Source organism: Sporolactobacillus shoreae, from assembly GCF_004684935.1.
Taxonomy (GTDB): Bacteria; Bacillota; Bacilli; order Bacillales; family Sporolactobacillaceae; genus Sporolactobacillus; species Sporolactobacillus shoreae.
On record NZ_SRJD01000002.1, the window covers coordinates 289,014 to 311,705 of the forward strand.

Here is a 22,692-nt window from a genome sequence, read left to right on the forward strand (position 1 = left end):
TTAAAGGCTTTGTTAAACTGGTCTGTTGCTTTTCGCTCCAGGCGCTCGCTTTCCGCTCCGATCAACGAAGGGCAAAAACAACATTGAATTTAAACATAGCCTATTTAAAATAAGGATCACCCAGAGTATGGACGAGTCTTAAAAAGTGTTTGTCACATTTTTGAGCCGCTCACTCGATTCATCCGAAATGTTTCGCTTGTTTTATTCAAATAGAGATTGTAGTCTCTTATATAATCTTCTTCAGAGTAATGTTCTGAGGCGGCGACTAAAAGGACGCTCCCTTTTGTGAAATCAAACATTTCATGCCATACGAGGGGGCCAAGATACAAGCCTTCCGACGGGTCGTTTAACTCGATTATGTCCTCTTCGATTGGGGTCTTTAGCTTTATTTTTATTGAACCATTTAAGCAAATAAGAACCTGGTGCAGTTTTTTATGAGCATGAAACCCTCTTTCTGCTTCCTGTGACACTCCGGTAATGTAATTAGACCCGTTTAATATTAAAAGGGACATCAACTTTTCCTTCAATGGACGTCAAATGGCCGTCTTGACGTGCAATGTCCTTAAATTTCAATCGTGCACAGTTGTACATTGTTATCCCCTCCTGATTTCAGTTGCCCCATGGGAATCACGTGTATCTATTTTGAAATTCAGAGTATCGTTATACGAGCGTCATTGATTAAGCAGACCCAGATGAGCAGGCTTGATCAGGCTAGGTGTTTCTCTTTCTTAAAGAGCTGAAAAAAGCTGGAATTGACCGCATGATTTCAGTAAAGCATTTGAACAGAAACAGGATATATTGCGCAAGCCGTGGAAGCCTCATTTTATCCGATCCGATAATCCGTGCCATAATCACCGGATCCGGCAGTGCCACCCGTTTTAAGAAGACCCATTTCTGCCGCCAGTTGTCGTAATCACCAATCTGTCTCACGCGTTTGATTAAAACGCGCATCGTTGCTTTTAAACGATGATCCGAGGAGAGGTCTGATGCATTCCACCAGAATGTTGAATCTGCTTTAAGAGTAAGAGGCAGCCTTTCGTTCAGGTGCGGAAATTCATGGTAGACGATGATTAAGGTATGGGCAATCCGCCGATACGTCTTCTGCTCTCGGGCAAATGAGAATAAATCTTTATAGCTCAATTGATCATTGAGTGCATGAATCATTTGAATAATGTCTATAAAGTACTTCCAACTGATGAGTTCATGATTCCAGCCATGCAGGCAGGTCAGATAAAAGGCGTGAAAGTCAGAAGGCTCTCTGACATATCGCCATTGCCTGAGTTGTGTCGAATCTCTCCATATGAGATCCATGTCCAGGGAGGATGTTTTCTCTCTGAGAAATTGCCAATGAATCTCTACATTAAGATGAAAATGAAACTGAGGCATTTTTTTCGCAAAGACTTTGTGGAAATGTTCCGGTTCATATTGGACCACAGAGGTGAATCCCAAACTGTTCACGAGTTGAATCGCCTGATCCAGTTGAACCGGTTTGACGAGGAGATCAATATCCGATGTACCTCTTGCCACGCGTGATCCAAAATATTTTTCAGCAAAGAGCAGGCCTTTTAGCGGCATCACTTCAATGTTCTGCCGCTCGAATTGGTCAAGAATAGGATCCAGTTCTTTCTGGATCAATGTACTGATGAACAGATTCTGCATCGCACGTTCTTTGAGAGCCTGCAGGAAGAATGAGGGGACCTGGCTGGTCAGGTTCTGGATGGTTACTAAATAATAGAGCTGTGAAGATATCAGACCAGATTGAGCGCTTTTCAGAATCTCGTGATAGTACCCTTCATTCTGAGGAAGTGGGCTCTTTCGATCGTATATGGCGTGAAGTAATTTCAGCATTTTTACGCTCCTCAATCTGCCTGTCATAAGTCGTTGTGGAATAAACGCGACCAAGAGGGTTCTTAACTTTTGGGGCCAGCGTACGACCATCGTACGCTGGCCCCTTGTTAAGTAAATCAGCCGTTGCCCCATCCATTATTGCCGTCACTTGGGTTCTCTCCCGGCTTGTGGCGATGATCGTCTGTTTCAAATTGAATCTGCTGGTGATTTAATACCATCGGACGAAGTGAATTCTTTTTGTTTTCTTCAGCCATTTTCAAATTTTTTCACCTCCTTTCAAGGAATCCGAGGGAAGTATTCTTATAGATTCCGAGTGCCCCAGATTCTATATATTCAGCGGTTTACATGATTATCACCTTCTTTCCAAGTGAACTGTCTGCAAAGAGATGATCGATTACTGTTCTTGAGGAAACATCTGGCAGGGATCAAGAAATCAACGTCCAGAAGGTGCTGTTCTTTTGAAAGGACAAATCGTAAACGGGGACCCGCTCAACAACTTTTTTTAACAGTGCTCGGATCGTCAGCACATCCTGCTCTTTGCATGGCCAATAGAATGTTCTTTCAAACAGCTGGTTAAATCCGGTTTCCTGAGCGGCACGGGTCCTTTGATTTTGTGAACTCTGATGCAGAAGCTGAATGCTTTTCAGAGCACAGGAATTTCCTCCATCGGCTGCTGGAATGTCGCTTCGGAATGGAGAATTGTAGACGTCAATTGCTTCCGGCGAGACTTTGATCAGAGTCGCTTCGTCAGAGAGCAGTTTACGTGGATAGGACAATCTGGCGACAGTCGACTTGCCGGCACCAGATATTCCAGCGAACAGGTGCGCTGCCCCGTGATCAACCACACATGATGAGTGGATCAGTAATCCTGACTGATGATGAATCAGATAGGAACTGTAAAAGTTCAGAAGAGCATGTTTTAATGCCATAAAATCATGGGCCTTAATGACCGCCTTACGAAAATCCGGTGTAGCTGCGATCAAGTAGTCATCACGTTTGAAAAGTACGGCACGGTTAAGATCGGCGACATGGACAGTGAATCCGGTAAAAGGGATCCCATAGTCTCCAAGAATATCAATCTCTATGTCGGCCTGATCCGGCACAGTGGAGGGAACGGTGATAAAATTGGGTTCAACGTACTCCCATAGTGAGGATGAATCACACGTGATTTTTACGTATTGTTCATCGATCTGGCAAATTTTCTGGTACATAGATGATTCTCCTGCCCTTCTCTATCATTGATAGGAATCGGATCATGTGATTTTGCTTCACAACGGACTAGCGAGTCTTCCGGACGCTTAATCCCATCACCTTTATAGCATCATAACTGCCGGGATTTTCCCGCTCGTTGTGAAGCCTTCGATAGAGTCCACCCATTGCCATCAGGCTGTTATGTGTCCCCTCCTGAACAATTTGCCCCTTTTCCATGACGACAATGTGATCCGCATTTTGAATGGTTGACAACCGGTGCGCAATAATGAGGGTCGTGCGGCCCGCCATTAAGTGGTCAAGGGCTGTCTTCACTTTCTCTTCGGTTTCACTGTCCAGAGCAGAGGTAGCTTCATCAAGAAGGAGAATCGGCGCATTCTTAAGGAGTGCCCGGGCGATTGCGAGACGTTGCTTTTGCCCTCCTGAGAGAATCAGGCCACGTTCGCCTACCTGTGTTTCGTAACCTTCCGGCAGAGTTTGAATGAAGTCGTCAATCGCTGCCATTCGGGCTGCTTTCACAATTTCGGCCGGTGACTTTTGGCGCCCGAGTAACAGATTCTCCCTAATGGTGCCATTGAAAAGAGTGGCTTCCTGCGGGACATGGGCGATACGCGCTCTCAGATCATACACGGACATGTCCTGAATGGACTGGCCATTGATCCGGATCGTGCCTGCCTGCGGCTGATAAATGCCAAGAATCAAGGAGAACAGCGTTGTTTTTCCTGCTCCGCTGTATCCGACGATGGCCGTTTTCCTGCCGGCAGGAACGGAAAGGCTGAACTGATTCAGCACGTGCAGTTCCGGCTTATAACTAAACGATACACGATCAAAGTCAATGGACTGGGGCGTGGACGGATACGTTTTAGCACTGATCGCGGAAGGGGGAAGGTCTGGTGCCTCAAGCGGAAGATCCAGAATGGCTTGAATCCGCTCTATGGATCCGGAGGCCTTTTGAAAGGCCGCCCAATTTCCGGCCGCACCTGTCAATGGAAACACAAGATAATGAACAAGGGTGATAAAAGTCATCAAAGCCCCGATCGTCATTTCCCCGTAAGAGATCAAATAGGCACCCAGACTCAGACTGGAAAAAAAAGTTAAACTGCTGGCTGTCTCACCCCCGGCGTAATAAAGTCCCCGTAACTTTGCATTCTTCATCTCCAGTCTGAACAGTTCATGGTTCTGTTTCTCATAACGGCTGAAGAAGGAGTGCTGCAAAACAAATGAACGGATCACAAGGAATCCTTGCAGGGCTTCGCTTACGATTTGTGTATTTGCGCCGGTCAGATGATTAATATACCGGCTGTTCCGGCGCATCAGCACACCAAAGATCGCGCTTCCGGCTATCGCGGCCGGAGCAATTCCCCAGCTGATCAATGATAACAGAGCGTTAATATGGAAGAGATAGATAAAAACACTGCAATAAACCAGTGGGTAGCGGAGCAAGTCAATCAACCGGCTGCCCAGCATGTTTTCAATCTGATTCAGATCATTGTCGAAACGGGATATTAAATCACCGGATCGGATGGAGGACATCACATTGGCACGAAGAAGGAGTGTATGATGGAAAAGAGCCATTTTCAAATCGCGTTTTACCCCGTAGATGGCTGAAGACTGAAGATAGGTGTTGAGGTAGCCGATGAACACCATTCCGAACACAATGCCGATTCCGCCAAACGTCAGTCCTGTCAATTTTGCGAAGTTACTGTGAATCGCAGCATCTGTCATTTGTCCTAAAAAAGAGGCAAAGGCAAGCGCACACAAAAGTTGTGCAATCATTACTGCTGTAAGCCCCGCATAAGAAACCCAATGCTTCATGAGATGAGGTCCAAGAAGGGTGAATGTTTTTTTAAAATTGTCATAGCCCAACCATTTTCTCATCTGCTTTGACCCCCAGGCCCGTTGACGATTTACCTATTCGAATGCTTATATCCCTGAAAACGAATATCAAGGCCTTATTCTTTTTGAAATCCGATTGCGGAAAGTAAGATATTTATGCAGCAGCCGTGAGGCGAAAGAAATGTGAAGCACGAATGGACACCAGATCCGACAGAAAAGATGGGAAATCCGAATGACGCGCCGTGAAGGCTTAATATGCGCCAGTACGCCAATGATCTGATCCGGATAGACGGGAGGATCGGATTTCAGATTTGTATCGCCTTTAATGATATAAAAAAGATGACTGAGCTCGTCTCTTTTGTCAGCCAGCAGCCGGTGGGCAACAAGCGTCCCTGTTTGACTCTGATAAAGGACCACATCGCCCTTTTTTAAATCAGCCGTGTTCCAGTCGATGAATGTGCAGCGGTCACCTTGCTGAATATAGGGAAACATGCTTTGCCCGTGGGCGGTAAGAATAACTTGCTGCTTTGCCTGGATCTGCCGGCGGACGGCATCTCCGATTTGTACAATGGATCTCCCTCTGCCCTTGCTGTTTTCAGGCATTCCTGACTAACCCGCAATCAACCATCTGATCCAGAAAGCTTTGAATATAGGCCCTCAGATGATTGATATCTTCCTGCTCTGATGAAGGAGATTCTTCTCCCCGAAGCAGAGAGTGAGCGAGCGTATCCGCACTTTGTTTCTCATTCAATAGTGACCAGCACTTTCCCCCTGCACGGTTCAGGTTGGTCACTGTTGAATCATCTAAATTGATGATCATGATGTTATCTTCATCATCTACCTGGACAGTTTCGCAATTCTTTTTTTTAATGTAATAGGCCTCCATAAATTCATCTCCCTGCCTGCTATTCAGAACGGACCACATCGCTTTCTCAGCGAATCGTTTATACCCAAAAATAGTACACGGCGAGGCATTACCCGCGTGTTCCTCATTCAGCCTCTTTCTATGTCCGTTTTGAGCTCATGTATGGAGAAATATTCAGTTCTGGAGCAAATATTCTTTGAAAGTAGTTTAGGGAGCAAAAGTTTTTATAAACGGTTACGTTACGGCTGAGGATCGGATAAAAACACGGAGTAAAAAATGTGAATGCGATTTAGAATGGAAGCATTATTATGAGTCCATGGTCGAATTGAAGAAAGTCAGCCGCTTGAGATGAGAAATATGGGCTATGGGGCCATTGAGATTATAAACAGGTGAATATAATGTACAAAATAAACATATTGGGGAAATACAATATAATATTGGATATAGGAAATGCTGCCCAAAATATGGCGAAATCGATGAAAAATGCCGGTACGACTATATCAAATAGCACATTTTAAGGAGTGGTGGAGTCATGAACAATGAAAATCGATCTTTAGCCGAATTAGTTCGGGAGGCAAACGAACGTTTGGACGAGCTGGAAGGACACATTGAACGATTGAAAGAGTATTGTGACCGGATTGAAGAACGTCTGTCCATCGAGATGTGATTAGGAAAAAAATAAGACAGAACAAAGAACTGACACATGATCCTGAACCACAACGAGAAGTGTCAGTTTCTGTCTGGTTCACCCAAACGATAATGATCTGGGCTATAAATAAGGATGAGAAGTCCCTTTTCACCATCTGTGAAGAACTGATGCAGTGTGCCGAGAGCATCACCTGTCCGTTAAAGAGCCCATCTATCATGTGATGATACCCGTTTACGGAGATTATATGGTTGAAATTCACATGTCGGTTGCAAAATGTGCTGCGCAGTTTCGGTCTTGAAGCATTTAAAATATATACAAAAATAAGTAAAAGTGAAAAGGACCGAGATTTGTTTATCTCAAAAAAATGTAATCGTTTCCAAATCATCCTGGTTCCAAAGGCCCGCCATATTCTGTCTTATTTTGTCGGATATTATTTTTTTGACCGTATATTATTGAAAAATTTGTGTCTTTTGGCTGTGTCCGTTTTTCACGTATTTTTCTATAATTTAAGAAAATGTAACTGCTTACTTTGGAAAAGTGGTATTTAAGTCTGTTGGTCTTATTTTCATGGCATGGGAAGTTCTATTCAGCGGAAAAGCCGCCATCCGACGGTTCAATCATAAATTTTCCGGCATGCGCGCGCGTGCAACCAAAATGAGGAGGCTTTATCATGGCAGGACAAATCAGGCTGACCCCGGATGAACTGAGGGGCTTTGCGAGAAGGTATGGACAGGAATCACAGAACACGGGTGAACTGATCGGACGTCTGGACGGAATGATCAATCAGCTGGCTCAGGTATGGGAAGGCGCCTCAAGCCGCGCATTTAAAGACCAGTATGAACGGCTGCGCCCATCTTTCCAGAAGATGCAGCAGCTGCTTCAGGATATCGACCAGCAGTTGGGGAAGAGTGCCACTATTCTGGAAGACACCGACCAGCAGATCGCCGGTCAGATCAACGGATAATCGATGCTTTTTATTTGGCCGAGGCCCTCTGTCGGGGTTTCGGTTTTTTGTACCGTTTAAGAATTTATAAAGAATTAATGGAAACGGCATAAGTTGCTGAACAAAACACGAATCAACCTAAGTCTGAGTGCAAAGTGCAATTTATAAAATGTGTGGTGACATCAATGTATATCAATATCACGATCGACTTATCCCACTACAAACATGGATCACTGGATTTGAGAGTTTCGGACAGGCAGCCTGTCAAACAGTTGATCCGGACGGTCTGGACGATTGCGGAAATACAGGAAGCGCCCCGAACCGGCTGCTGGGTCCGGGTTTCGAACAAAGCGCAAATGATCCGTGGATTTAATATCTTGAAAGATAAAAAAATCTCGGACGGCGATAAGCTTACAGTATTGTGAAGGAGAACAATTATGGTACTTTCAAACAGTTTTTTTCAATCCAAATTTGATGCTGGAATCGAAAAAAAAGACGGACAGTACAAACTGACCTTTCAGCGTGTCAAAATTCCGCTCCGAGATGTGGAGGAACTGGGTGCTCTGGAAAGCATTGAGGACGGGATCGGCAGGAAAATAGAAGCTACTGAGGATGAAATTATCGTTGCGGCTACGGAAAATCATGAACTGAAGCCCTTTGAGGATCTCAATAAGGAAACACTGATGGAAAAACTGATTTTCGCCAGCAATCTGATTCACTTTTTTGCCAACCGTCAACCTTCACGTGTTATTCCGTCCTGCTTTCCTGAAAATATTTACTTCACACCAGGATTTCAGCCTGTATTTCTTCATTATGGAATCAAAGACAGCCTGCCTCCGATAGATTACAGTGCTGAAGAAGCGCTGCAGCAGGTTAAGGCGACGATTGCTTTTCTATTTGATCCGTCCAATACGTTTGATACATATCTGAAATTTGACTTTGACGCGAAAGCCGTACGGTTTGTCAAAAATCTATTCCGCTGCGAAGATTTTCGATCGCTCAAGCGCCTTGTAGAGAAGGAGCGGATCAAAGAGATTGCCGCAGAACGATTGAGCGTCAGGCTTCCGAAAAGAAAAAACCTGGCCAAAAACGGCATAATGATTGGCAGCATTGTCCTGCTTATTCCCCTGATCATTCTTACAATCTATGCATTTATTATTCAAATGCCAAGAGAAAATCTTTTCCAGCAAAGTCACGAATTTTTTCTTGAAAGCCAGTACAGCAATGTTGTCACCACGCTGAATTCAGTGTCCTACAACAGTATGCCGAAGGTGGCTCAATACGAACTGGCTGTATCCTACGTCAAGAATGAGGCACTGACCGCCGCGCAGCAAAGCAATATTTTAAATAACGTGACCCTCCAAAGCAACCTGCTTTATTACCAATACTGGATTCAGACAGGCCGCGGTGATACATCCGGCGCGCTGAATACCGCGAGATCGCTGAATGACCGCATGCTGATCGCTTATGCGCTTCTGAAGGAAAAAGCCGCGGTTCAGGCAAATTTGTCCATCAGCGGCCAGACCAAACAGACACGGCTGCAGAGTATTGATTCCGAGCTGAAACAATATAGCGATCTGATGAAGAGCTCAAGCAGCAGTCCGGTAAACAGCACAACCAATACCGGGTCAAATTCCGGCACGAGCGGCAGCAGTGTGACGAATGCCGACGTAACCGGAAATGGGAGCTCGCAGGGTATTTCGACGGGTAGTACAGGCAGTTCATCCGGACCATCCGGTAGTTCTCAAAGTCAGAAAAAGAGCGGCGCGTCTTTGGGATCCTCTGGCGGGAAGTAACCGACGGATGAAAGAGCCTTTAGGGGGAATTTGAATGGAGAATTTATGGCTGTTTACAGATGAACATGTTCAGGTTGTGGATTTGCAGCCTTTTCATAAAAAAGAAATGGTCATCGGCAGTGAACTGGACGACACCATCACCATTCCCGTCAAGTTGGATGAAAAGATTCAGCTCATTTGGGACTCCCGAAAGAAAGAGTGGGGTTATCGGGGACAAGGTACAACGGTTTCTTTAGCGAGCGGTGAGCCACGACTGTTTCGGAGTCAGGCGGATGAAGAAGTGACAATCATTTATCACGAAATACCTGACCCGTCTGGACAAACAAGCTACTACGTCGGTCGGAAAAATCAGATCTCCGTGTCCGTCGACACTGAGGCGGACTTTTCCTTTGAGCAGATTAAGGATGGTACGGGTTTTCTTTTCAGTAAGGAGCTGGGGGGATGGCGGGTATTTCCAGCAAATGAAGAAAGCCGGATTTTCGTCAACGGCGAACGTGTGCGTCGTGGGACGTTGCTTGAAAACGGTGATGTTGTTTCGTGGCACTTGAATGAATGGACCGTGCTGTCGGACGATTTGATGGCGCTTGCTGCAGGGGATCGTTTTGAGACCCGGCTTTTCCCGGCACGCGATCCGGAGACGATGCTTGTCGATAAATATCCGGACTATCAGAGGATGCCGCGCCTGATCTACGAACGGCCGAAGGAAAGAGTGAAATTTTCCTGGCCTTCCGATCCTGAAGGCGATGGCGGGCGCAACCTCTGGATTACGATCCTTCCACCCGCGGTCATGATGCTTGTGATGGTCGCCGTCCTTTTTATTCAACCAAGCGGTATCTATATGCTGATCTCAATAGTAATGTTCCTGTCGACGATTGTCACTTCCGTTTTTTCTTATTTCCGTGAATCAAGGCGTTCAAAAGAACGAGGGCGCGAGCGAAAGGACAACTACACCAAGTACCTTAAAGAAAAACGTGAGGAGTTAAATCAGCTTTATGAGAAACAGCGGTTTGTGCTCCGGTACCAATTTCCAGGCAGCGCGAGACTTAAGGAACTAACCGGACAGCTGAGCCCGCGCATTTGGGAACGAAGCCGGGACGATGATGATTTTCTGGATCTCAGGCTCGGGCTCACCAATCTGCCTCCGGATTATGTGGTTGAAGGCAGCGAACAGGACCTGTCTAACCGTTCATTCGACGCGCTTTACCGTGAGGCAAAAACGATTCTGGATCATTACCGTGAGATTAAGGATGTGCCGCTGACCCTCCGTCTGCTTGACGGGCCGCTTGGTATTGTCGGCAAGCATTCCATTATCCGCAAAGCGGTGCAGCAAATGATTCTCCAGCTCGCTTTTTTTCACAGCTATCACGATCTGCACTTGGTGCTTCTGTTCGATGAAGGAGAATATGCGGAGTGGGCCTGGCTGAAATGGCTGCCGCATCTGAAGAGCATGAGTACTCAGGGGCGAAACCTGATCTACAGCGAACAGACTCGTGATCAGTTGCTTCCCGGGATCTATGAACAGCTGAAAATAAGGGAGCACGCGGACCATAAGGAGAAAAAGGTCTTTCTTCCGCATCTGGTCTTTGTCATTGCCTCGGACAAGCTGATCCATGAACACGAAATCACAGAATTTCTGAACCGAGACTGCACGGATATCGGTGTCAGCTCGATATTCCTTGCCAACACCAAAGACAATCTGAACGAAAATATCAATTCTGTTGTCCGCTATGTTAATGAGACCGAGGGCGATGTACTGATCCTGAACAAGATCGCCAATGGACAGACATTCCGGATTGACCCGTTTTCAAAAGAGGGCAACGAGAATTTTGCCAGGAGGCTGGCTTCGCTCAAACACCGGAGCGGTTTTACCAATTCCATACCTGAGAGCGTGACCTTTCTTGATATGATGCACGCGGAGGATGTGGATGACTTGCAGATCCCGAAACGCTGGGCTGAGCACAATCCGATCCAGTCGCTGGCGGTGCCGATCGGGCTCCGGAGCAAGAACGATGTGCTCGATTTGAACCTTCATGAGAAGGCACATGGACCGCACGGACTTCTGGCAGGTACCACCGGTTCCGGTAAATCTGAACTGCTTCAATCCTACATTCTGTCACTAGCGGTTAATTTCCATCCACATGATGTCGCCTTTTTGCTGATTGACTTTAAAGGCGGCGGCATGGCGCAGCTTTTCGACAAACTGCCTCACTTGCTCGGAACAATGACCAATATTAATGATGAGAATAATTTCAGCGAACGCGCGCTTGCGGCGGTGAAAAGCGAATCCCGCAGGCGTCAGATGCTTTTTTCAAAATACAATATTAATCACATCGATGACTATCAGCTGCTGTTTAAGCAGGGCAAAATCAAGCTGCCGATGCCGCATTTGTTCATTATTTCCGATGAATTCGCGGAACTTAAAAAAGAGGAGCCGGATTTTATCCGCGAACTGGTGACAACGGCCCGTATCGGGCGCAGCCTGGGTATTCATCTGATTCTGGCGACGCAGAAGCCGGCCGGTGTTGTCGATGACCAGATCCGCAGTAATTCGCGGTTTAAAATCGCCCTGCGCGTTCAGGACACATCGGACAGCAACGACATATTGGGCAATAATGACGCGGCCGAACTCAAACAGGTAGGACGCGGCTACCTGCAGGTCGGGAATAATGAAATGTACGAACTTTTTCAGTCCGCTTGGAGCGGGGCGCCCTATGAGAAGAACATCTATACATCGGAAGACGACGTTTATTACGTGAGGGACACTGGACTTTATCCGATTTCTGAAGTTCACGCGAAGTCCAAGGTTGAAGCTAAGAAAGAAACGGAACTGGATGTGATTGTCCAGTCGATTGCCGATCTGTGCGACAAGATGGGCATCGAGCGTCTGGCGAGTCCGTGGCTCGCCCCGCTGCCTGCTCATCTTGTCCGTCCGAAAGCTTCTCAGGAAGACAAAAAAGAAGACCGAATCATGATCGGTCTTGCGGACCATCCGGAGAAACAGCAGCAGACACCGGTTTACCTGAAACTGAAAAAAGAACGGAACATCGCTATCTTTGGGGCGTCAGGTTTTGGAAAAACGACGACGATCAGTTCCTATCTGCTGGAAGCCGCGCGGCGCTATTCGCCGGAAGAGGTACAGCTGTATTTGTTTGACTTCGGCAGCGGCGGACTTCTTCCGTTCAGAAAACTGCATCATACCGGAGATTATTTCCGTCTGGATGAAAAGGAAAAAATCCAGAAGTTCGCCAAATGGCTGAATCAGGAAATTCAGCATCGTAAGGATCTGTTCCGGCGGACCGGTGTCCCGAATGTGGGACTTTTTAACGAACAGGGGAGTGACAAGCTGCCCTACCTCAAAATTATCGTTGACAACTTTGAAGCGATCAGAGAAGAAGCGGCCGATGACCTGGAAGAACTGTTTGTCCGCTGGGCACGGGAGGGCGGAAGTCTCGGAATTCAGTTTATTCTTTCGGTGTCGCGTTCAAACGGCCTCCGTCCGAATCTGTTGGCCAGTCTTCCGGTGCGGCTGTCCCATTATATGGTTGACCAGTCGGACTTCTATTCAGTCTTCAGCGGCTCCGTCAAGAAAACGGTTGACGCGATTCCGGGCCGGGCGCTGATCAAGACGGATGAGCTGGAAAGCGTTCAGATCGGCCTGCCCTTTGAAGCAAAAACCGCCGGGGAACAGCTGGATCAGCTGCGCACCGCAGTGGATGCGTGCAACCGGCAGTATCCGGAGGTTGATACGATCTATCATGTGCCGATGCTGCCGGAGCGGCTGGAGGCTGCGGAATTCCTTCAAAACCAAAAGATGGTTTCGGATACTTTTTATCTCGGTCTTGATGAAGAGTCTGTCGTGCCGCTCGGTGTTAACTGGCAGCAAATGGGTACGTTCATCATCGTTGGTGATTCGAGAAAAGGCAAGACCAATGCGATCCGGCTTTTTATGGAACAGATTGTAGCGAACGATAAGGCTTTTATTGCCGTCAGCGATTCGGAGGAACTGGTCTTTGCCAAAGCGGCGGAGCATCACGGCTGGATGTATCTCGACGATAGCGACACCATCGCGCTGTATCTGGATCAGATGGAAGAGACGTTTACGACCAGAGAGCGGGAAGTGAAGGACAAGATGCTGAATACCGGACTTCAACGCGCTGAAATTGCTTCCGGTTACCCGGCTTACTACCTGCTGATTGACGGTCTGGATACTTTTTGTGGGAAAGCGGACAGTCAGGCGCAGGACCGGCTGATCCATCTGATCAAGCGTTTCGCTCCGATCGGATTCCATGTCATTGCGGCAGGGAACCAGTTGGAATGGAAGGGCTACGACGCCATCGTTTCGGAACTGAAAAATTCAAAAGATGCGCTGCTGCTGATCAGAAAGAGCGATCAGACCGTATTCACACTGCCTTTTGCCAGCAAAGAACCCGTGCTGAATATCGGATTCGGCTATCTGCTGCATCAAGGGCAGGATCGCCGCATCATGATCCCGCTGACCAGTGCTCCTGCCTTTGATGCTGCCCATTTCTAAACTCTGAAACACATGCTTTACGCTCCAATCCCTAAATCGTACAAAAAAGAGGTCTTCAAAGATGAATGGAAAAATAATTGACCGTCTGAAAAAATGGGGCTCATTGGCTGTCATTTTTATCGTCATTGTCTGCATCTCGGGGGCTCTACCTAACTATCTGACACCGCCGAAAGCACAGCCTCAGCAGACTGCGAATAAAAACAGCTCGAAAACGCTGGTCCCTGCAGCGCCGCAAACCGGAGCCCTGGCCATTGTCAATGAAGACCAGGGGGCAGATGTCAACGGACAACGGTTGAATCTGGGAAACCAGATCGTTCCGCTTTTTTCTTCTGGTGACGATTACAATTGGGAGACAGTCAGCCGTAGCGCCGCCGACACTGGCTTGAAGCAGGGCACTTATCAGGCCGCCATTTATATTCCATCGAATTTTACAAGTAATATCTTCACCTATACCAATTCACAACCGAAGGCCGCGGTTATTTCGTATTCCGCCAATCCGAAGCTGACGGCTGAAGATGCGGCCAAAATACAGACCGAAATGCAAAAGGTGAAAGGGACACTGAACCAGCAGTTTTCCAAGATCTACTGGCGGATCATTTCCGACAAACTCAGCTATATCAGGGGCAACTTCACGGATGTAGTGAATAAGGATAAGCAGTACCTCCAGGCCATGTCTGATTTCTACAAGCCATCCTCGCAAAACATGGCGCAGGTTTTTAGTGCGCAGCTGAACCAGATCAATACGCTGCTTGCGGAAACGAAACAGTCATCATCCGACGCGGCCAGCCAGCAGACCACACTGACCGATACGAAAAATCAGGTCAACCAGCAGCTGGATGCACTGAATAAACTGAGCGACCAGCTGAACCAGCAGATCCAGAGCCTGCAAAAAACGAGAGATACAAACAAGCAGCTGGTGGATGATGCCACGACCCAAAGTCAGGACAGTCTGAACAAGCTGCTAAGTGCGTTTAATGACGGAATGGTCAATCCTTTGAATACAGCTGTTACGATTACTGACCCGTTATCAGCAGAAGGGGAGTTTGAAAGTTTAAGATCATATTATAATAGCGATAATAATAAGCAGTACTTAGCTAATAAGTCAAACATTATTGCACTCTCAACTGTTATATCGAATTATTTAGTAGCGGATACCGCAGATCCAAATTATCAAAATTCTCTCGCACAACAAAGTTCTACTGTTAATGGGGATCTGACAGCACAGCAAACTAGTGATGATAATGCATATTTAGCACTATATAAACTCTATTCCTCGTTGCTAAATTATGAAACAGGTCTTGAAAGTTCTGCGACAAACAGTGTCGACACGTCAATCAGCTCACTCAATGATGCATATGATAATTTAAAATTAGATCCTACAAGATCCGATCCAATATATCCGAATCATTCAGAGCAGGATGTTAGTGATCTGCAAGACGATATAAAGAAGTTATCAAGTTATAGTGTTTTTCAAAATGATTTGGGAGATGTTAAAGGACCTCTTCTTAGTACTACGGATCTAAAAAAAACTTACGAACAAGTTTCACTTAATACCTTCTTTGACGCTTTAGGTGAAACTAAAGTTGCCCTGACAAATTATGAAACAATTTTTAGTAATGCCCCTCCAAATCCAGATCCAACAGTTTCGTCGACCCTTGACCATTCAAACTTTAATCAAGCAGATACAGATATCGGTAATATTACCTCTAGTACAACTAAAAACTTAAATACTGTATTAACTGATTTAACTGGCGAAAACGGTATTACCGCATATTTAAGTAGGGTAAATCCTGATGATATTTTGAAAAATATGGATTCAACTTCAACGGCTATCCAAAAAAAATATGATATGGATGAAGCAACATACAGCAACGCATTGAGTGATCAGCATACAGCTCTAGTTGCCCTAGAAAAAAATCTTACAAGTAACATGACTGACACTCAGCAACAGGTTGCCTCGATCGCTAAGCCACTTGTTCTGACAGCACCGGATCCGACTTTTGCAAGTGTGGACAACGGTTTCGCATTGTCATTTAAAAGCAATACCTTTGATCAGCTGAATACAATTGATCAGGGGCTCCAGAACGTCTCTGACAATGAATCGGCCATTTTAAAGGATTCTCAGAACGTTCAGTCTCTGGTGAACGGTGTGCAGAGCGGCGCCAATCAGCTGACCGGTTCCTGGGGACAGAACCTGAACGCGACCGCAGAGCTTGGCAGCACCATTTCCCAGACGCTGGGGAACACGGGCGAACCCGGCAACCGTAATCAGGGAGCTTACCAGCAGCTGGCCAGTCCTGTAAATCTTGCAGGTCTTCAACTCGGCAACCCGAACAATGCGGCGCAGAATCAGGACCAGAATGCCGCATCAACGGATACAACACCTGCTGCCCCTGTGACTCAGCCGTTCCTGACGCTTCTTGCCGTTCTGATCGCCAGCATATTGACCGGGTACTTCAGTTACCACTATCGTAACCTGAGCCGAACAGCGAACGCGCTTATTTCAGCGGCACTCGCGCTGATTACATCCGGCGTGATTATCGCATACGGTGTGGCGCAATATGGTCTTGAAGGCGGTGCAGTCATCATGTGGAGCCTCTTCACCATCGGGCTGATCGCTGTAATATCTGCTTGGGTGCGTGAGGCTTATCAGTTGTCCGAGATTGTCGGTGTGCTGCTCATTGCGACTCTGGTTGTTTACTTCACGCTGCCTTTGCTGAAGAACAGCATGGATCGTTTTGCCTATCAAAATCCGGCATCCGATGTCTATCTAGCCATCGCCTACGGGCCGGATTACGCTCCTTTTCTGAAAGGAATCGTAGCAGTTCTTCTTTTAGTCATTCCGGTACTCGCAGTCATTGGAATCCGTGCGATGATTCGCCACGTAAGAGAGGAGAAAGCCAATGAAACGGAAACATTTTAATAAGCTGCTTCTGTTCGGAGCAGTTGCTTTGTCCCTTGTAGTCGTTTCCGGGTATGGCGGTGATAATACGAACAAGGTAGTGCCCAATCATTTTCAAAAGGAAAACACGACGATCGACACGAGTGAAATCAATACCAACATTGATGCATCATATCATAAGATACCGACACAGGTGAGGGCATTGACATTCAAAGAACCGCGCAATGATGAGACACTGCTGAAGCACTTGTTTTTGCAGTCGGATACCCGGGATAAAGTGAACGTGAAGCAGGAAACGGCGAAGATGGGTTTGTTCAAATGATCGTTGGTGGCAAATACGAATGAAGAGGAGTGCTTTCAATGGGGGACTTCATCATCGAAACGGTCGAGGCAGTAGGAAAATACTTCGGTATCGGCTTGTCGGACGCGGAGCGGAAACGTGGGAAATACGGCCAACTCTATCATCGCCTTAATCTGTTGATCGGTCAGGTGGAGGCTGATGTGGCTGCGATCTCAAGGCAGATCAGGAGCTATGAGGGATCGCACCCTGTACCGAAAACGAAAGTGCCCGGCGTTGAATTCAGTGCATCACGCGGACAGGTGGATGACCAGCTGAAAGCCAAATCGCAGGCCCTTGAGATGAAATTGTCTGAAGCCAAGGAAGCCAGATCGAAAGCGAAACAGGCCTTTAACCATTATCAGTACGTGGCTGCCGAAGAAAATCGTAAAAAGGGGTGATACCGGATGGGGCATTCAAGTAAAAGTCACGTAGAAATCAGGGGAGCCGAGCTGAATCAGGCGATTCAATGTATGCACCAGATTGATGACGCACTGAAAACCGCACTGTCTAAAGGTGGGGCATTGAAATCGGATATTGAGGTTCAGGGCGACTGGTCCGGAAAAAATAAGAAAGCATTGGTCGCTTATATGGATCTTTTACTGCAGTACCAGCGCCGGATCACCCAGACGGTCTCAAAACACGCGGCTTCTCTCTCATCTCTGGAAAAACATATCACCGCTTTTTCCGGAACAGAAGAAGTGGCGAAAATAAAGGGGCTGTAAAAATGAGTGCTGAACCTTTGAAAATCGACGGTTTTTCACCTGCAGAACTTTATGTGCTTGGAACGGCTGTGAACATCATTGATCTGTTTGGTCTTCCAGAATCGCAGCAGCTCGGCATGCTGGATGATGAAATTTTTATCAAAGCCAAGCGTTCTCTGCAGGAAAAAGGGCTGCTGACGGACTCCGGTGCGCTGACAGATGCGGCCGGTCTGCTGATCGAAATGCTTGAAGTCTATGCACAGAGCCCAGCCTATGTCCGCATTAACCAGCAGATGGTGGCCTTCCGAAAGGAGGAAAGCAAAGATCTGATTGTGCTGACTGAGCAGCAGAAGTGGCAGAGCTACCGTCTGGAAGTGCTGCCGAAGAGCCTGTTTATTGTTCAGCTGATTCAGGCGCATCCGCTCCTGAATCGCCAGCCTACGGAAGCTGAACATAAATTTTTGCTTCAGCGGCTCACCGATGAAGAGGAAAAAAAGTGGGAAGCCGTCCGCGTGGATCAGACGGATTTGCTGGCGCTGGAGTGGATGCCGAGAGAGGACGCAGGCTACCTGAGGCCCTACAGCTATTCATTCTACATTCCGATCGAGGATGAGCTGTACCGGACGGACATCCGGAGCCAGCAGACGAGAAAAGCGAGTCTGTATTACCTTTATAAGGAACTGTTCAATGGGCTTCATATTCCTTACGGACAGGAGGCGCATGCCGGATGAGAGCCATGGCGGAAGGCGGGGGCGGCGAAATCTCGCTGAACCCGGGTGATCTGGAACGGTTCGCGGTGCGCGCACAGGCAATTTCAGAGATTTTTCAAAATAAAATCGAACCGGAGATCGGGAAGCTCGCCCGTCTCTGCTATTACGCAGACGGAGAGGCTGCCGACACGTTCACCAAGTATCGGCAGGCGCTTGAAAAAATGCGGGATGTCGGCGATTTTTATGCCCGCGCTGCGCAGCTGCTGATGTTCGTGGCCGAATCCATGGCCAGCCAGGACGAGGCACTGGCCCAGGCCTACGATGAAGGAGCGGTGCAGTGATGGGACGCGATGTGTCTTATAAACAGAGTTCGTGGGAGGATATGGGCGAGGCGATCAGCCATGTATCCACCTGGGGCGGGACGCTGGACCAGATGCGCCGTGCAGATCAGGCGTTCCAGCAGATCCGGGATGCCGTAGAGAGCCTGGATGAGGACCACCGGATCTCTTTTTCCTATAAAAGTCTGTCGGGTGCGCTCGACAAACTGGGGAACGACTATCAGAAGCTCTATACGTTTACTGGAGAAGTAGGGGACGCCGTCAATCGCCACATTGACCACCCCTTCTACACGGAGATCGATGCGTTTGTGTCCGCGATGGCGCAGCTGTCCATCAGCCAGTTTCATACGAAAAACACACTGAATGTCACCGAAATGCAGGCGACCAGTACGATGGCCAACGTGGCCACTTATGAGAAGGTGACCAAAAAGGACATTACGCTGGACGATCTTTTCAACACGAGCAGCCTGATGAAGGCGTCACTTCGGAGTGAATACGAGAACTTCAAGGCGCTGTCCACCTCCGACCAAGCAGAAAAGGTCACCTTTGACCAGTACAAGGAAGCCATCCAGTATAACTACAGCTTTGACTACAAGTCGATCAAGGACAAGCAGATCGACAAGGAGTTCTGGGTGAACCTTGGCATCGGGGCAGCCATTGTCGTCCTGACCATCGCCTGCCCGCCGGCAGGAGCGGTTGCCGGTGTCGCCTATGGCGCGATGCAGATGAGTGACGCCGTCACCGGAAAAAGCTGGATCTCTGGCCGTGAGCTCAGCACCGGTGAGCGCGTTTCCTCGGCGGCGTTTGGCGCGCTGGATGTGATTCCCGGGGCAGAGGCAGCCGGAGCATTCGGGACGATTGGCCGGGCCAGCATGAGAAGTGCGGAGAAAGTCGCCGATCTCACGAAGACGCTGGGTCAGGCATCAAAAGGGCGCCTAATACAGCTGAGGCAGATCAGTCACATGCAGTTCGTGAGAGCGAGATATACCGCGACCAACCTCGGAGAAAAACTTCCAAACCTATCCCTGGGAGGCGGCCCACAACTGGAAGCTGCCGGTGTTTCCCGAGTCGGGGGCGGAGAGGGTTTCATCCAAAATATGAAAAACACATTCCAGCAGATGGCTTCCAAAAATATTGGTAGCGTATCAAAGGAGGGGAGTAATGCTGAAGAGAAAGTTTTAAATTCTAATCTTACAAAAGGATATGATGTTGAACCTAAATACAGTTCAGTAGATGATAGGATTAAAGTTACTCCAAGTCAGGCAAGTAAAAATGGTAAATGGTTAGGAGAGAGGGGTGAATCCACTTTCGTTTCAGATGATACTAGGGTTCAATCAGTTTTAGATGAAAAAGGAGTAAAGGGGATAGAATATAAAAATGGTATGCCAGATTTTTCAGAGTTTGCAGAAGCTGAATTTAAAATTAACGATATGACGAATAGTAGGGCTAGTAATTTTTATCAAGCTGATGAAAAATTAGCTGAACAATGGACTGAAAGTACTGGTAAGGAATATAGTGTAGATGATGTGGCTAATTGGAGAAGAGAAAATGGATATACTTGGCATGAATTAAATGACTTAAAAACTGTACAGTTGGTGCCGTCAATTATAAATGCGCCTATATTTAAACACTTGGGTGGTGTTGGTGAATTTAATATTATGTTGAAGAAAGGGAAATGATGATGAGAGATGTCATATTTGGAGAGTTATATTTTAAATATGGATGGAAGCGTAAAGATACAATAAAAATTTTTGGGGAAGAACGAGAGGTAAATTTAATAGTTTCAGGAAGTGAAGGTAAAGAAATCTTAGATTCTCAAAGGGAAGCATATGTAAACTTTAAAAATAGAGTAAACGTAAAAGAAATTGAAATTGCGATATATAAGTATTATCTTTCAATATGTGAAGAATATAGAGATATGTTAGAAGAAGATGCTGATGAGTTTGCGCCACTAATTGACAGCATTAGTGAAATGGCTAAATTGGTTAATCCTATAGAAATGGTTTTACTTAGGTTGGAAAATATCAGAGAAATTGGTATTTTGTTTGAGTGTTCTTGGGATATAGATGCAGGACTGGCTGTTAGAATAGAAAATGAAAAAATAATTGAAGTAGGCATACAAAATATTGCATTATAATTTAGAATAAAGAAACTAGAAATAAAAGATTAATATAGCTTAATGCATAAAATAATGCTAGTTAAAAATGGTAGTAATAGTTTAAAACTGTTACTACCATTTACTTTTTGTAACGATAAACTTAGGCCTGAGGTGGCAGGGGATGGAAAAACTCAAATTGAGGCAAACCGATCTCCAGTGAACTGGACAGATTAAACAGTGACTACCAGAAACTTTTAACGTTTACCAGAGAGGCGGGGGATGCCGTCAATCGCCACATCGACCACCCCTTCTACACGGAGATCGATGCGTTTGTGTCCGCGATGGCGCAGCTGTCGATCAGTCAGTTTCATACGAAGAACACACTGAATGTTACCGAAATGCAGGCGACCAGTACGATGGCCAATGTGGCCACTTATGAGAAAGTGACGAAAAAGGACCTCACGCTGGATGATCTTTTCAACACCAGCAGTCTGATGAAGGCGTCGCTTCGGAGTGAATACGAGAACTTCAAGGCGTTATCCACCTCCGACCAAGCAGAAAAGGTGACCACCAGTACAAGGAAGCCATCCAGTACAACTATAGCTTTGACTACAAGTCGATCAAGGACAAGCAAATCGACAAGGAGTTCTGGGTAAACCTTGGCATTGGGGCAGCCATTGTCGTCCTGACCATCGCCTGCCCGCCGGCAGGAGCGGTTGCCGGTGTCGCCTATGGCGCGATGCAGATGAGCGACGCCGTCACCGGAAAAAGCTGGATCTCTGGGCGTCAGCTCAGCACCGGTGAGCGCGTCTCCTCGGCGGCGTTTGGCGCACTCGACGCAATTCCCGGGGCAGAGGCGGCCGGGGCGTTCGGGACGATCGGCCGTGCCAGTATGAGAAGCGCGGAGAATGTCGCTGGTCTCACGAAGACGCTGGGCCAGGCGTCAAAAGGACGTCTGATCCAGCTGAGACAGATGAGTCGATCGTGGGCAACGAGTGTCAAGCAAGCGGGGGCTGATCTGGGCGATCAGATCTCTTTGGGAGGCCTGCAGCCGGAATTTGCGGGTGTTCCGGGGGTTAGTAGCGGAGAGGGCTTCATCCAGAATGTGAAAAACTCATTCCGGCAGATGGCTTCCAAGGAAAGTGTCAATCATCCAAGCAGTTATAGTAAAATAGAGGATGTTCAAGGCATTAAGGAAACAAGCGATGCTGTTAAGCATTTGGACGATGTTCCAAGGATTAAAGAAATAGAAGTGAAATTTAATCAAAGTGCCAAACATGACGCTGAAGAGTTTGAAAGACAACTTAAAGACCAAGAAAAGGGCATGAATGAACTAACTATTGATGAGTATCTAAGAAATAGAGAAAGATATTTGGCTGAAGGTCGTGCTATAGAAGGAAATGCTGCTCAGCAAGCTGCAAGGGAAAATGCATACTTAGAAAAAGTTAATGAGTTAAGAAGAAAAGGTTTTTCGCTTGAAGATGCTGAAAAGCAAACAAATGAATGGTTAGACACACAAGCAGCTTTACACAATCCAGACCAGATAGCCGGAGGTAGAGCTGATAACATTGGAGGTATGGGCGATAAAGGTGTTAATTCGTCTATTGGCATTCAATGGAGATACAGAATTGATATTGTCGATGAACAAATAAGAGAGATGACAAAAAAAATGACATCGGAACAATTAAAAAATACTTACTTAAATGTCAAGTTAACCCACTAAATAATTGAAGGGAGAATATCAAGATGAATAATATTCTTACAGATTTTAACGAAGAAATCATAATTGATAATGATATCCTGCATTCCCATATAGTGTAACGATAATCCTACTTAAAACTGCCGAAAACACTTATATACAGCGGTTTTTTTATTGACTTTATCCTCGTTACATATTATAATATATGTAACGAGGAGTTGGCAGCC

22 protein-coding genes are annotated in these 22,692 nt (G+C 46.7%); 15 read left to right on the plus strand and 7 right to left on the minus strand.

Annotated elements, in window-relative coordinates; all coding sequences use genetic code 11:
* Positions 1–152 precede the first annotated feature (152 nt).
* The 7 genes from E4665_RS03270 to E4665_RS03295 all read right to left on the minus strand — a co-directional run bounded on the left by E4665_RS03270 (position 153) and on the right by E4665_RS03295 (position 5,779).
* Positions 153–512 carry a sugar 3,4-ketoisomerase gene (locus E4665_RS03270; RefSeq protein WP_241654636.1) on the minus strand — a complete coding sequence of 120 codons (360 nt, stop codon included), beginning with the start codon at positions 510–512 and terminating at the stop codon, positions 153–155.
* A gap of 199 nt (positions 513–711) precedes the next feature.
* A complete protein-coding gene (locus tag E4665_RS03275; protein ID WP_167815093.1) occupies positions 712–1,848 on the minus strand; it encodes a nucleotidyltransferase family protein in 1,137 nt (378 codons plus the stop codon).
* A gap of 116 nt (positions 1,849–1,964) precedes the next feature.
* Positions 1,965–2,108: a hypothetical protein gene (locus E4665_RS18050; protein ID WP_167815094.1), complete on the minus strand. Its 144-nt coding sequence runs from the start codon at positions 2,106–2,108 to the stop codon at positions 1,965–1,967.
* A gap of 165 nt (positions 2,109–2,273) precedes the next feature.
* Positions 2,274–3,059 (minus strand): hypothetical protein, encoded by a 786-nt coding sequence (locus tag E4665_RS03280; RefSeq protein ID WP_135347380.1) that lies wholly within the window; start codon positions 3,057–3,059, stop codon positions 2,274–2,276.
* Between the two features lie 67 nt (positions 3,060–3,126).
* Complete coding sequence (locus E4665_RS03285; RefSeq protein WP_135347381.1) at positions 3,127–4,935, minus strand: ABC transporter ATP-binding protein; 1,809 nt, start codon at positions 4,933–4,935, stop codon at positions 3,127–3,129.
* Between the two features lie 66 nt (positions 4,936–5,001).
* On the minus strand, positions 5,002–5,496 hold the full coding sequence (locus tag E4665_RS03290; protein WP_135347382.1) for a signal peptidase I: 495 nt from the start codon (positions 5,494–5,496) through the stop codon (positions 5,002–5,004).
* Positions 5,489–5,779 (minus strand): PqqD family protein, encoded by a 291-nt coding sequence (locus tag E4665_RS03295; RefSeq protein ID WP_167815095.1) that lies wholly within the window; start codon positions 5,777–5,779, stop codon positions 5,489–5,491. Before E4665_RS03295 ends, E4665_RS03290 begins: the two co-directional genes overlap by 8 nt.
* A gap of 511 nt (positions 5,780–6,290) precedes the next feature.
* Between E4665_RS03295 and E4665_RS18655 the strand changes: the two genes are divergently transcribed.
* The 15 genes from E4665_RS18655 to E4665_RS18440 all read left to right on the plus strand — a co-directional run bounded on the left by E4665_RS18655 (position 6,291) and on the right by E4665_RS18440 (position 22,489).
* The gene (locus E4665_RS18655; protein WP_277752203.1) at positions 6,291–6,425 is read left to right on the plus strand and encodes a hypothetical protein; all 135 of its coding nucleotides are present in this window, start codon (positions 6,291–6,293) and stop codon (positions 6,423–6,425) included.
* Positions 6,426–7,077: 652 nt separating this feature from the next.
* Complete coding sequence (locus E4665_RS03300; protein ID WP_135347384.1) at positions 7,078–7,371, plus strand: WXG100 family type VII secretion target; 294 nt, start codon at positions 7,078–7,080, stop codon at positions 7,369–7,371.
* A gap of 164 nt (positions 7,372–7,535) precedes the next feature.
* Entirely contained in the window at positions 7,536–7,775 is a 240-nt protein-coding gene (gene yukD, locus E4665_RS03305; RefSeq protein ID WP_135347385.1) for an ESX secretion system protein YukD, read from the plus strand.
* Positions 7,776–7,787: 12 nt separating this feature from the next.
* The gene (essB, locus tag E4665_RS03310) at positions 7,788–9,146 is read left to right on the plus strand and encodes a type VII secretion protein EssB (protein ID WP_135347386.1); all 1,359 of its coding nucleotides are present in this window, start codon (positions 7,788–7,790) and stop codon (positions 9,144–9,146) included.
* A gap of 34 nt (positions 9,147–9,180) precedes the next feature.
* Positions 9,181–13,677, plus strand: a complete 4,497-nt coding sequence (gene essC, locus E4665_RS03315) for a type VII secretion protein EssC (RefSeq protein WP_135347387.1) — start codon at positions 9,181–9,183, stop codon at positions 13,675–13,677.
* Between the two features lie 61 nt (positions 13,678–13,738).
* Entirely contained in the window at positions 13,739–16,600 is a 2,862-nt protein-coding gene (esaA, locus tag E4665_RS03320; protein WP_135347388.1) for a type VII secretion protein EsaA, read from the plus strand.
* On the plus strand, positions 16,581–16,901 hold the full coding sequence (locus E4665_RS03325; RefSeq protein WP_135347389.1) for a type VII secretion EssA family protein: 321 nt from the start codon (positions 16,581–16,583) through the stop codon (positions 16,899–16,901). Before esaA ends, E4665_RS03325 begins: the two co-directional genes overlap by 20 nt.
* Positions 16,902–16,939: 38 nt before the next feature.
* Positions 16,940–17,317 (plus strand): hypothetical protein, encoded by a 378-nt coding sequence (locus E4665_RS03330; protein ID WP_135347390.1) that lies wholly within the window; start codon positions 16,940–16,942, stop codon positions 17,315–17,317.
* Between the two features lie 6 nt (positions 17,318–17,323).
* A complete protein-coding gene (locus tag E4665_RS03335) occupies positions 17,324–17,641 on the plus strand; it encodes a hypothetical protein (RefSeq protein ID WP_135347391.1) in 318 nt (105 codons plus the stop codon).
* Between the two features lie 2 nt (positions 17,642–17,643).
* On the plus strand, positions 17,644–18,351 hold the full coding sequence (locus E4665_RS03340; protein ID WP_135347392.1) for a DUF5081 family protein: 708 nt from the start codon (positions 17,644–17,646) through the stop codon (positions 18,349–18,351).
* Positions 18,348–18,671, plus strand: coding sequence for a hypothetical protein (locus E4665_RS03345; protein WP_135347393.1), 324 nt, complete (start codon positions 18,348–18,350; stop codon positions 18,669–18,671). The genes E4665_RS03340 and E4665_RS03345 overlap by 4 nt, the downstream gene beginning before the upstream one ends.
* On the plus strand, positions 18,671–20,347 hold the full coding sequence (locus tag E4665_RS03350; RefSeq protein ID WP_135347394.1) for an HNH endonuclease: 1,677 nt from the start codon (positions 18,671–18,673) through the stop codon (positions 20,345–20,347). Before E4665_RS03345 ends, E4665_RS03350 begins: the two co-directional genes overlap by 1 nt.
* A 2-nt stretch (positions 20,348–20,349) precedes the next feature.
* On the plus strand, positions 20,350–20,805 hold the full coding sequence (locus E4665_RS03355; RefSeq protein ID WP_135347395.1) for a DUF6985 domain-containing protein: 456 nt from the start codon (positions 20,350–20,352) through the stop codon (positions 20,803–20,805).
* A 293-nt stretch (positions 20,806–21,098) separates the two neighbouring features.
* Positions 21,099–21,422, plus strand: coding sequence for a hypothetical protein (locus tag E4665_RS03360; RefSeq protein WP_135347396.1), 324 nt, complete (start codon positions 21,099–21,101; stop codon positions 21,420–21,422).
* Between the two features lie 89 nt (positions 21,423–21,511).
* A complete protein-coding gene (locus E4665_RS18440) occupies positions 21,512–22,489 on the plus strand; it encodes a polymorphic toxin type 15 domain-containing protein (protein WP_241654637.1) in 978 nt (325 codons plus the stop codon).
* Positions 22,490–22,692: the final 203 nt, after the last annotated feature.

Excerpts from the sequence above, each read along its gene's own strand:
- E4665_RS03345 (WP_135347393.1), top strand. The coding sequence starts at position 18,348 with ATGAGAGCCATGGCGGAAGGCGGGGGCGGCGAAATCTCGCTGAACCCG.
- E4665_RS03335 (WP_135347391.1), top strand. The coding sequence starts at position 17,324 with ATGGGGCATTCAAGTAAAAGTCACGTAGAAATCAGGGGAGCCGAGCTG.
- E4665_RS03355 (WP_135347395.1), top strand. The coding sequence starts at position 20,350 with ATGAGAGATGTCATATTTGGAGAGTTATATTTTAAATATGGATGGAAG.
- essC (WP_135347387.1), top strand. The coding sequence starts at position 9,181 with ATGGAGAATTTATGGCTGTTTACAGATGAACATGTTCAGGTTGTGGAT.
- essB (WP_135347386.1), top strand. The coding sequence starts at position 7,788 with ATGGTACTTTCAAACAGTTTTTTTCAATCCAAATTTGATGCTGGAATC.
- E4665_RS03290 (WP_135347382.1), bottom strand. The coding sequence starts at position 5,496 with ATGCCTGAAAACAGCAAGGGCAGAGGGAGATCCATTGTACAAATCGGA.
- E4665_RS03300 (WP_135347384.1), top strand. The coding sequence starts at position 7,078 with ATGGCAGGACAAATCAGGCTGACCCCGGATGAACTGAGGGGCTTTGCG.
- E4665_RS03325 (WP_135347389.1), top strand. The coding sequence starts at position 16,581 with ATGAAACGGAAACATTTTAATAAGCTGCTTCTGTTCGGAGCAGTTGCT.
- esaA (WP_135347388.1), top strand. The coding sequence starts at position 13,739 with ATGAATGGAAAAATAATTGACCGTCTGAAAAAATGGGGCTCATTGGCT.
- E4665_RS03295 (WP_167815095.1), bottom strand. The coding sequence starts at position 5,779 with ATGGAGGCCTATTACATTAAAAAAAAGAATTGCGAAACTGTCCAGGTA.
- E4665_RS18655 (WP_277752203.1), top strand. The coding sequence starts at position 6,291 with ATGAACAATGAAAATCGATCTTTAGCCGAATTAGTTCGGGAGGCAAAC.
- yukD (WP_135347385.1), top strand. The coding sequence starts at position 7,536 with ATGTATATCAATATCACGATCGACTTATCCCACTACAAACATGGATCA.
- E4665_RS03275 (WP_167815093.1), bottom strand. The coding sequence starts at position 1,848 with ATGCTGAAATTACTTCACGCCATATACGATCGAAAGAGCCCACTTCCT.
- E4665_RS03340 (WP_135347392.1), top strand. The coding sequence starts at position 17,644 with ATGAGTGCTGAACCTTTGAAAATCGACGGTTTTTCACCTGCAGAACTT.
- E4665_RS03330 (WP_135347390.1), top strand. The coding sequence starts at position 16,940 with ATGGGGGACTTCATCATCGAAACGGTCGAGGCAGTAGGAAAATACTTC.
- E4665_RS18440 (WP_241654637.1), top strand. The coding sequence starts at position 21,512 with ATGAGCGACGCCGTCACCGGAAAAAGCTGGATCTCTGGGCGTCAGCTC.
- E4665_RS03285 (WP_135347381.1), bottom strand. The coding sequence starts at position 4,935 with ATGAGAAAATGGTTGGGCTATGACAATTTTAAAAAAACATTCACCCTT.
- E4665_RS03270 (WP_241654636.1), bottom strand. The coding sequence starts at position 512 with ATGTCCCTTTTAATATTAAACGGGTCTAATTACATTACCGGAGTGTCA.
- E4665_RS03350 (WP_135347394.1), top strand. The coding sequence starts at position 18,671 with ATGGGACGCGATGTGTCTTATAAACAGAGTTCGTGGGAGGATATGGGC.
- E4665_RS03280 (WP_135347380.1), bottom strand. The coding sequence starts at position 3,059 with ATGTACCAGAAAATTTGCCAGATCGATGAACAATACGTAAAAATCACG.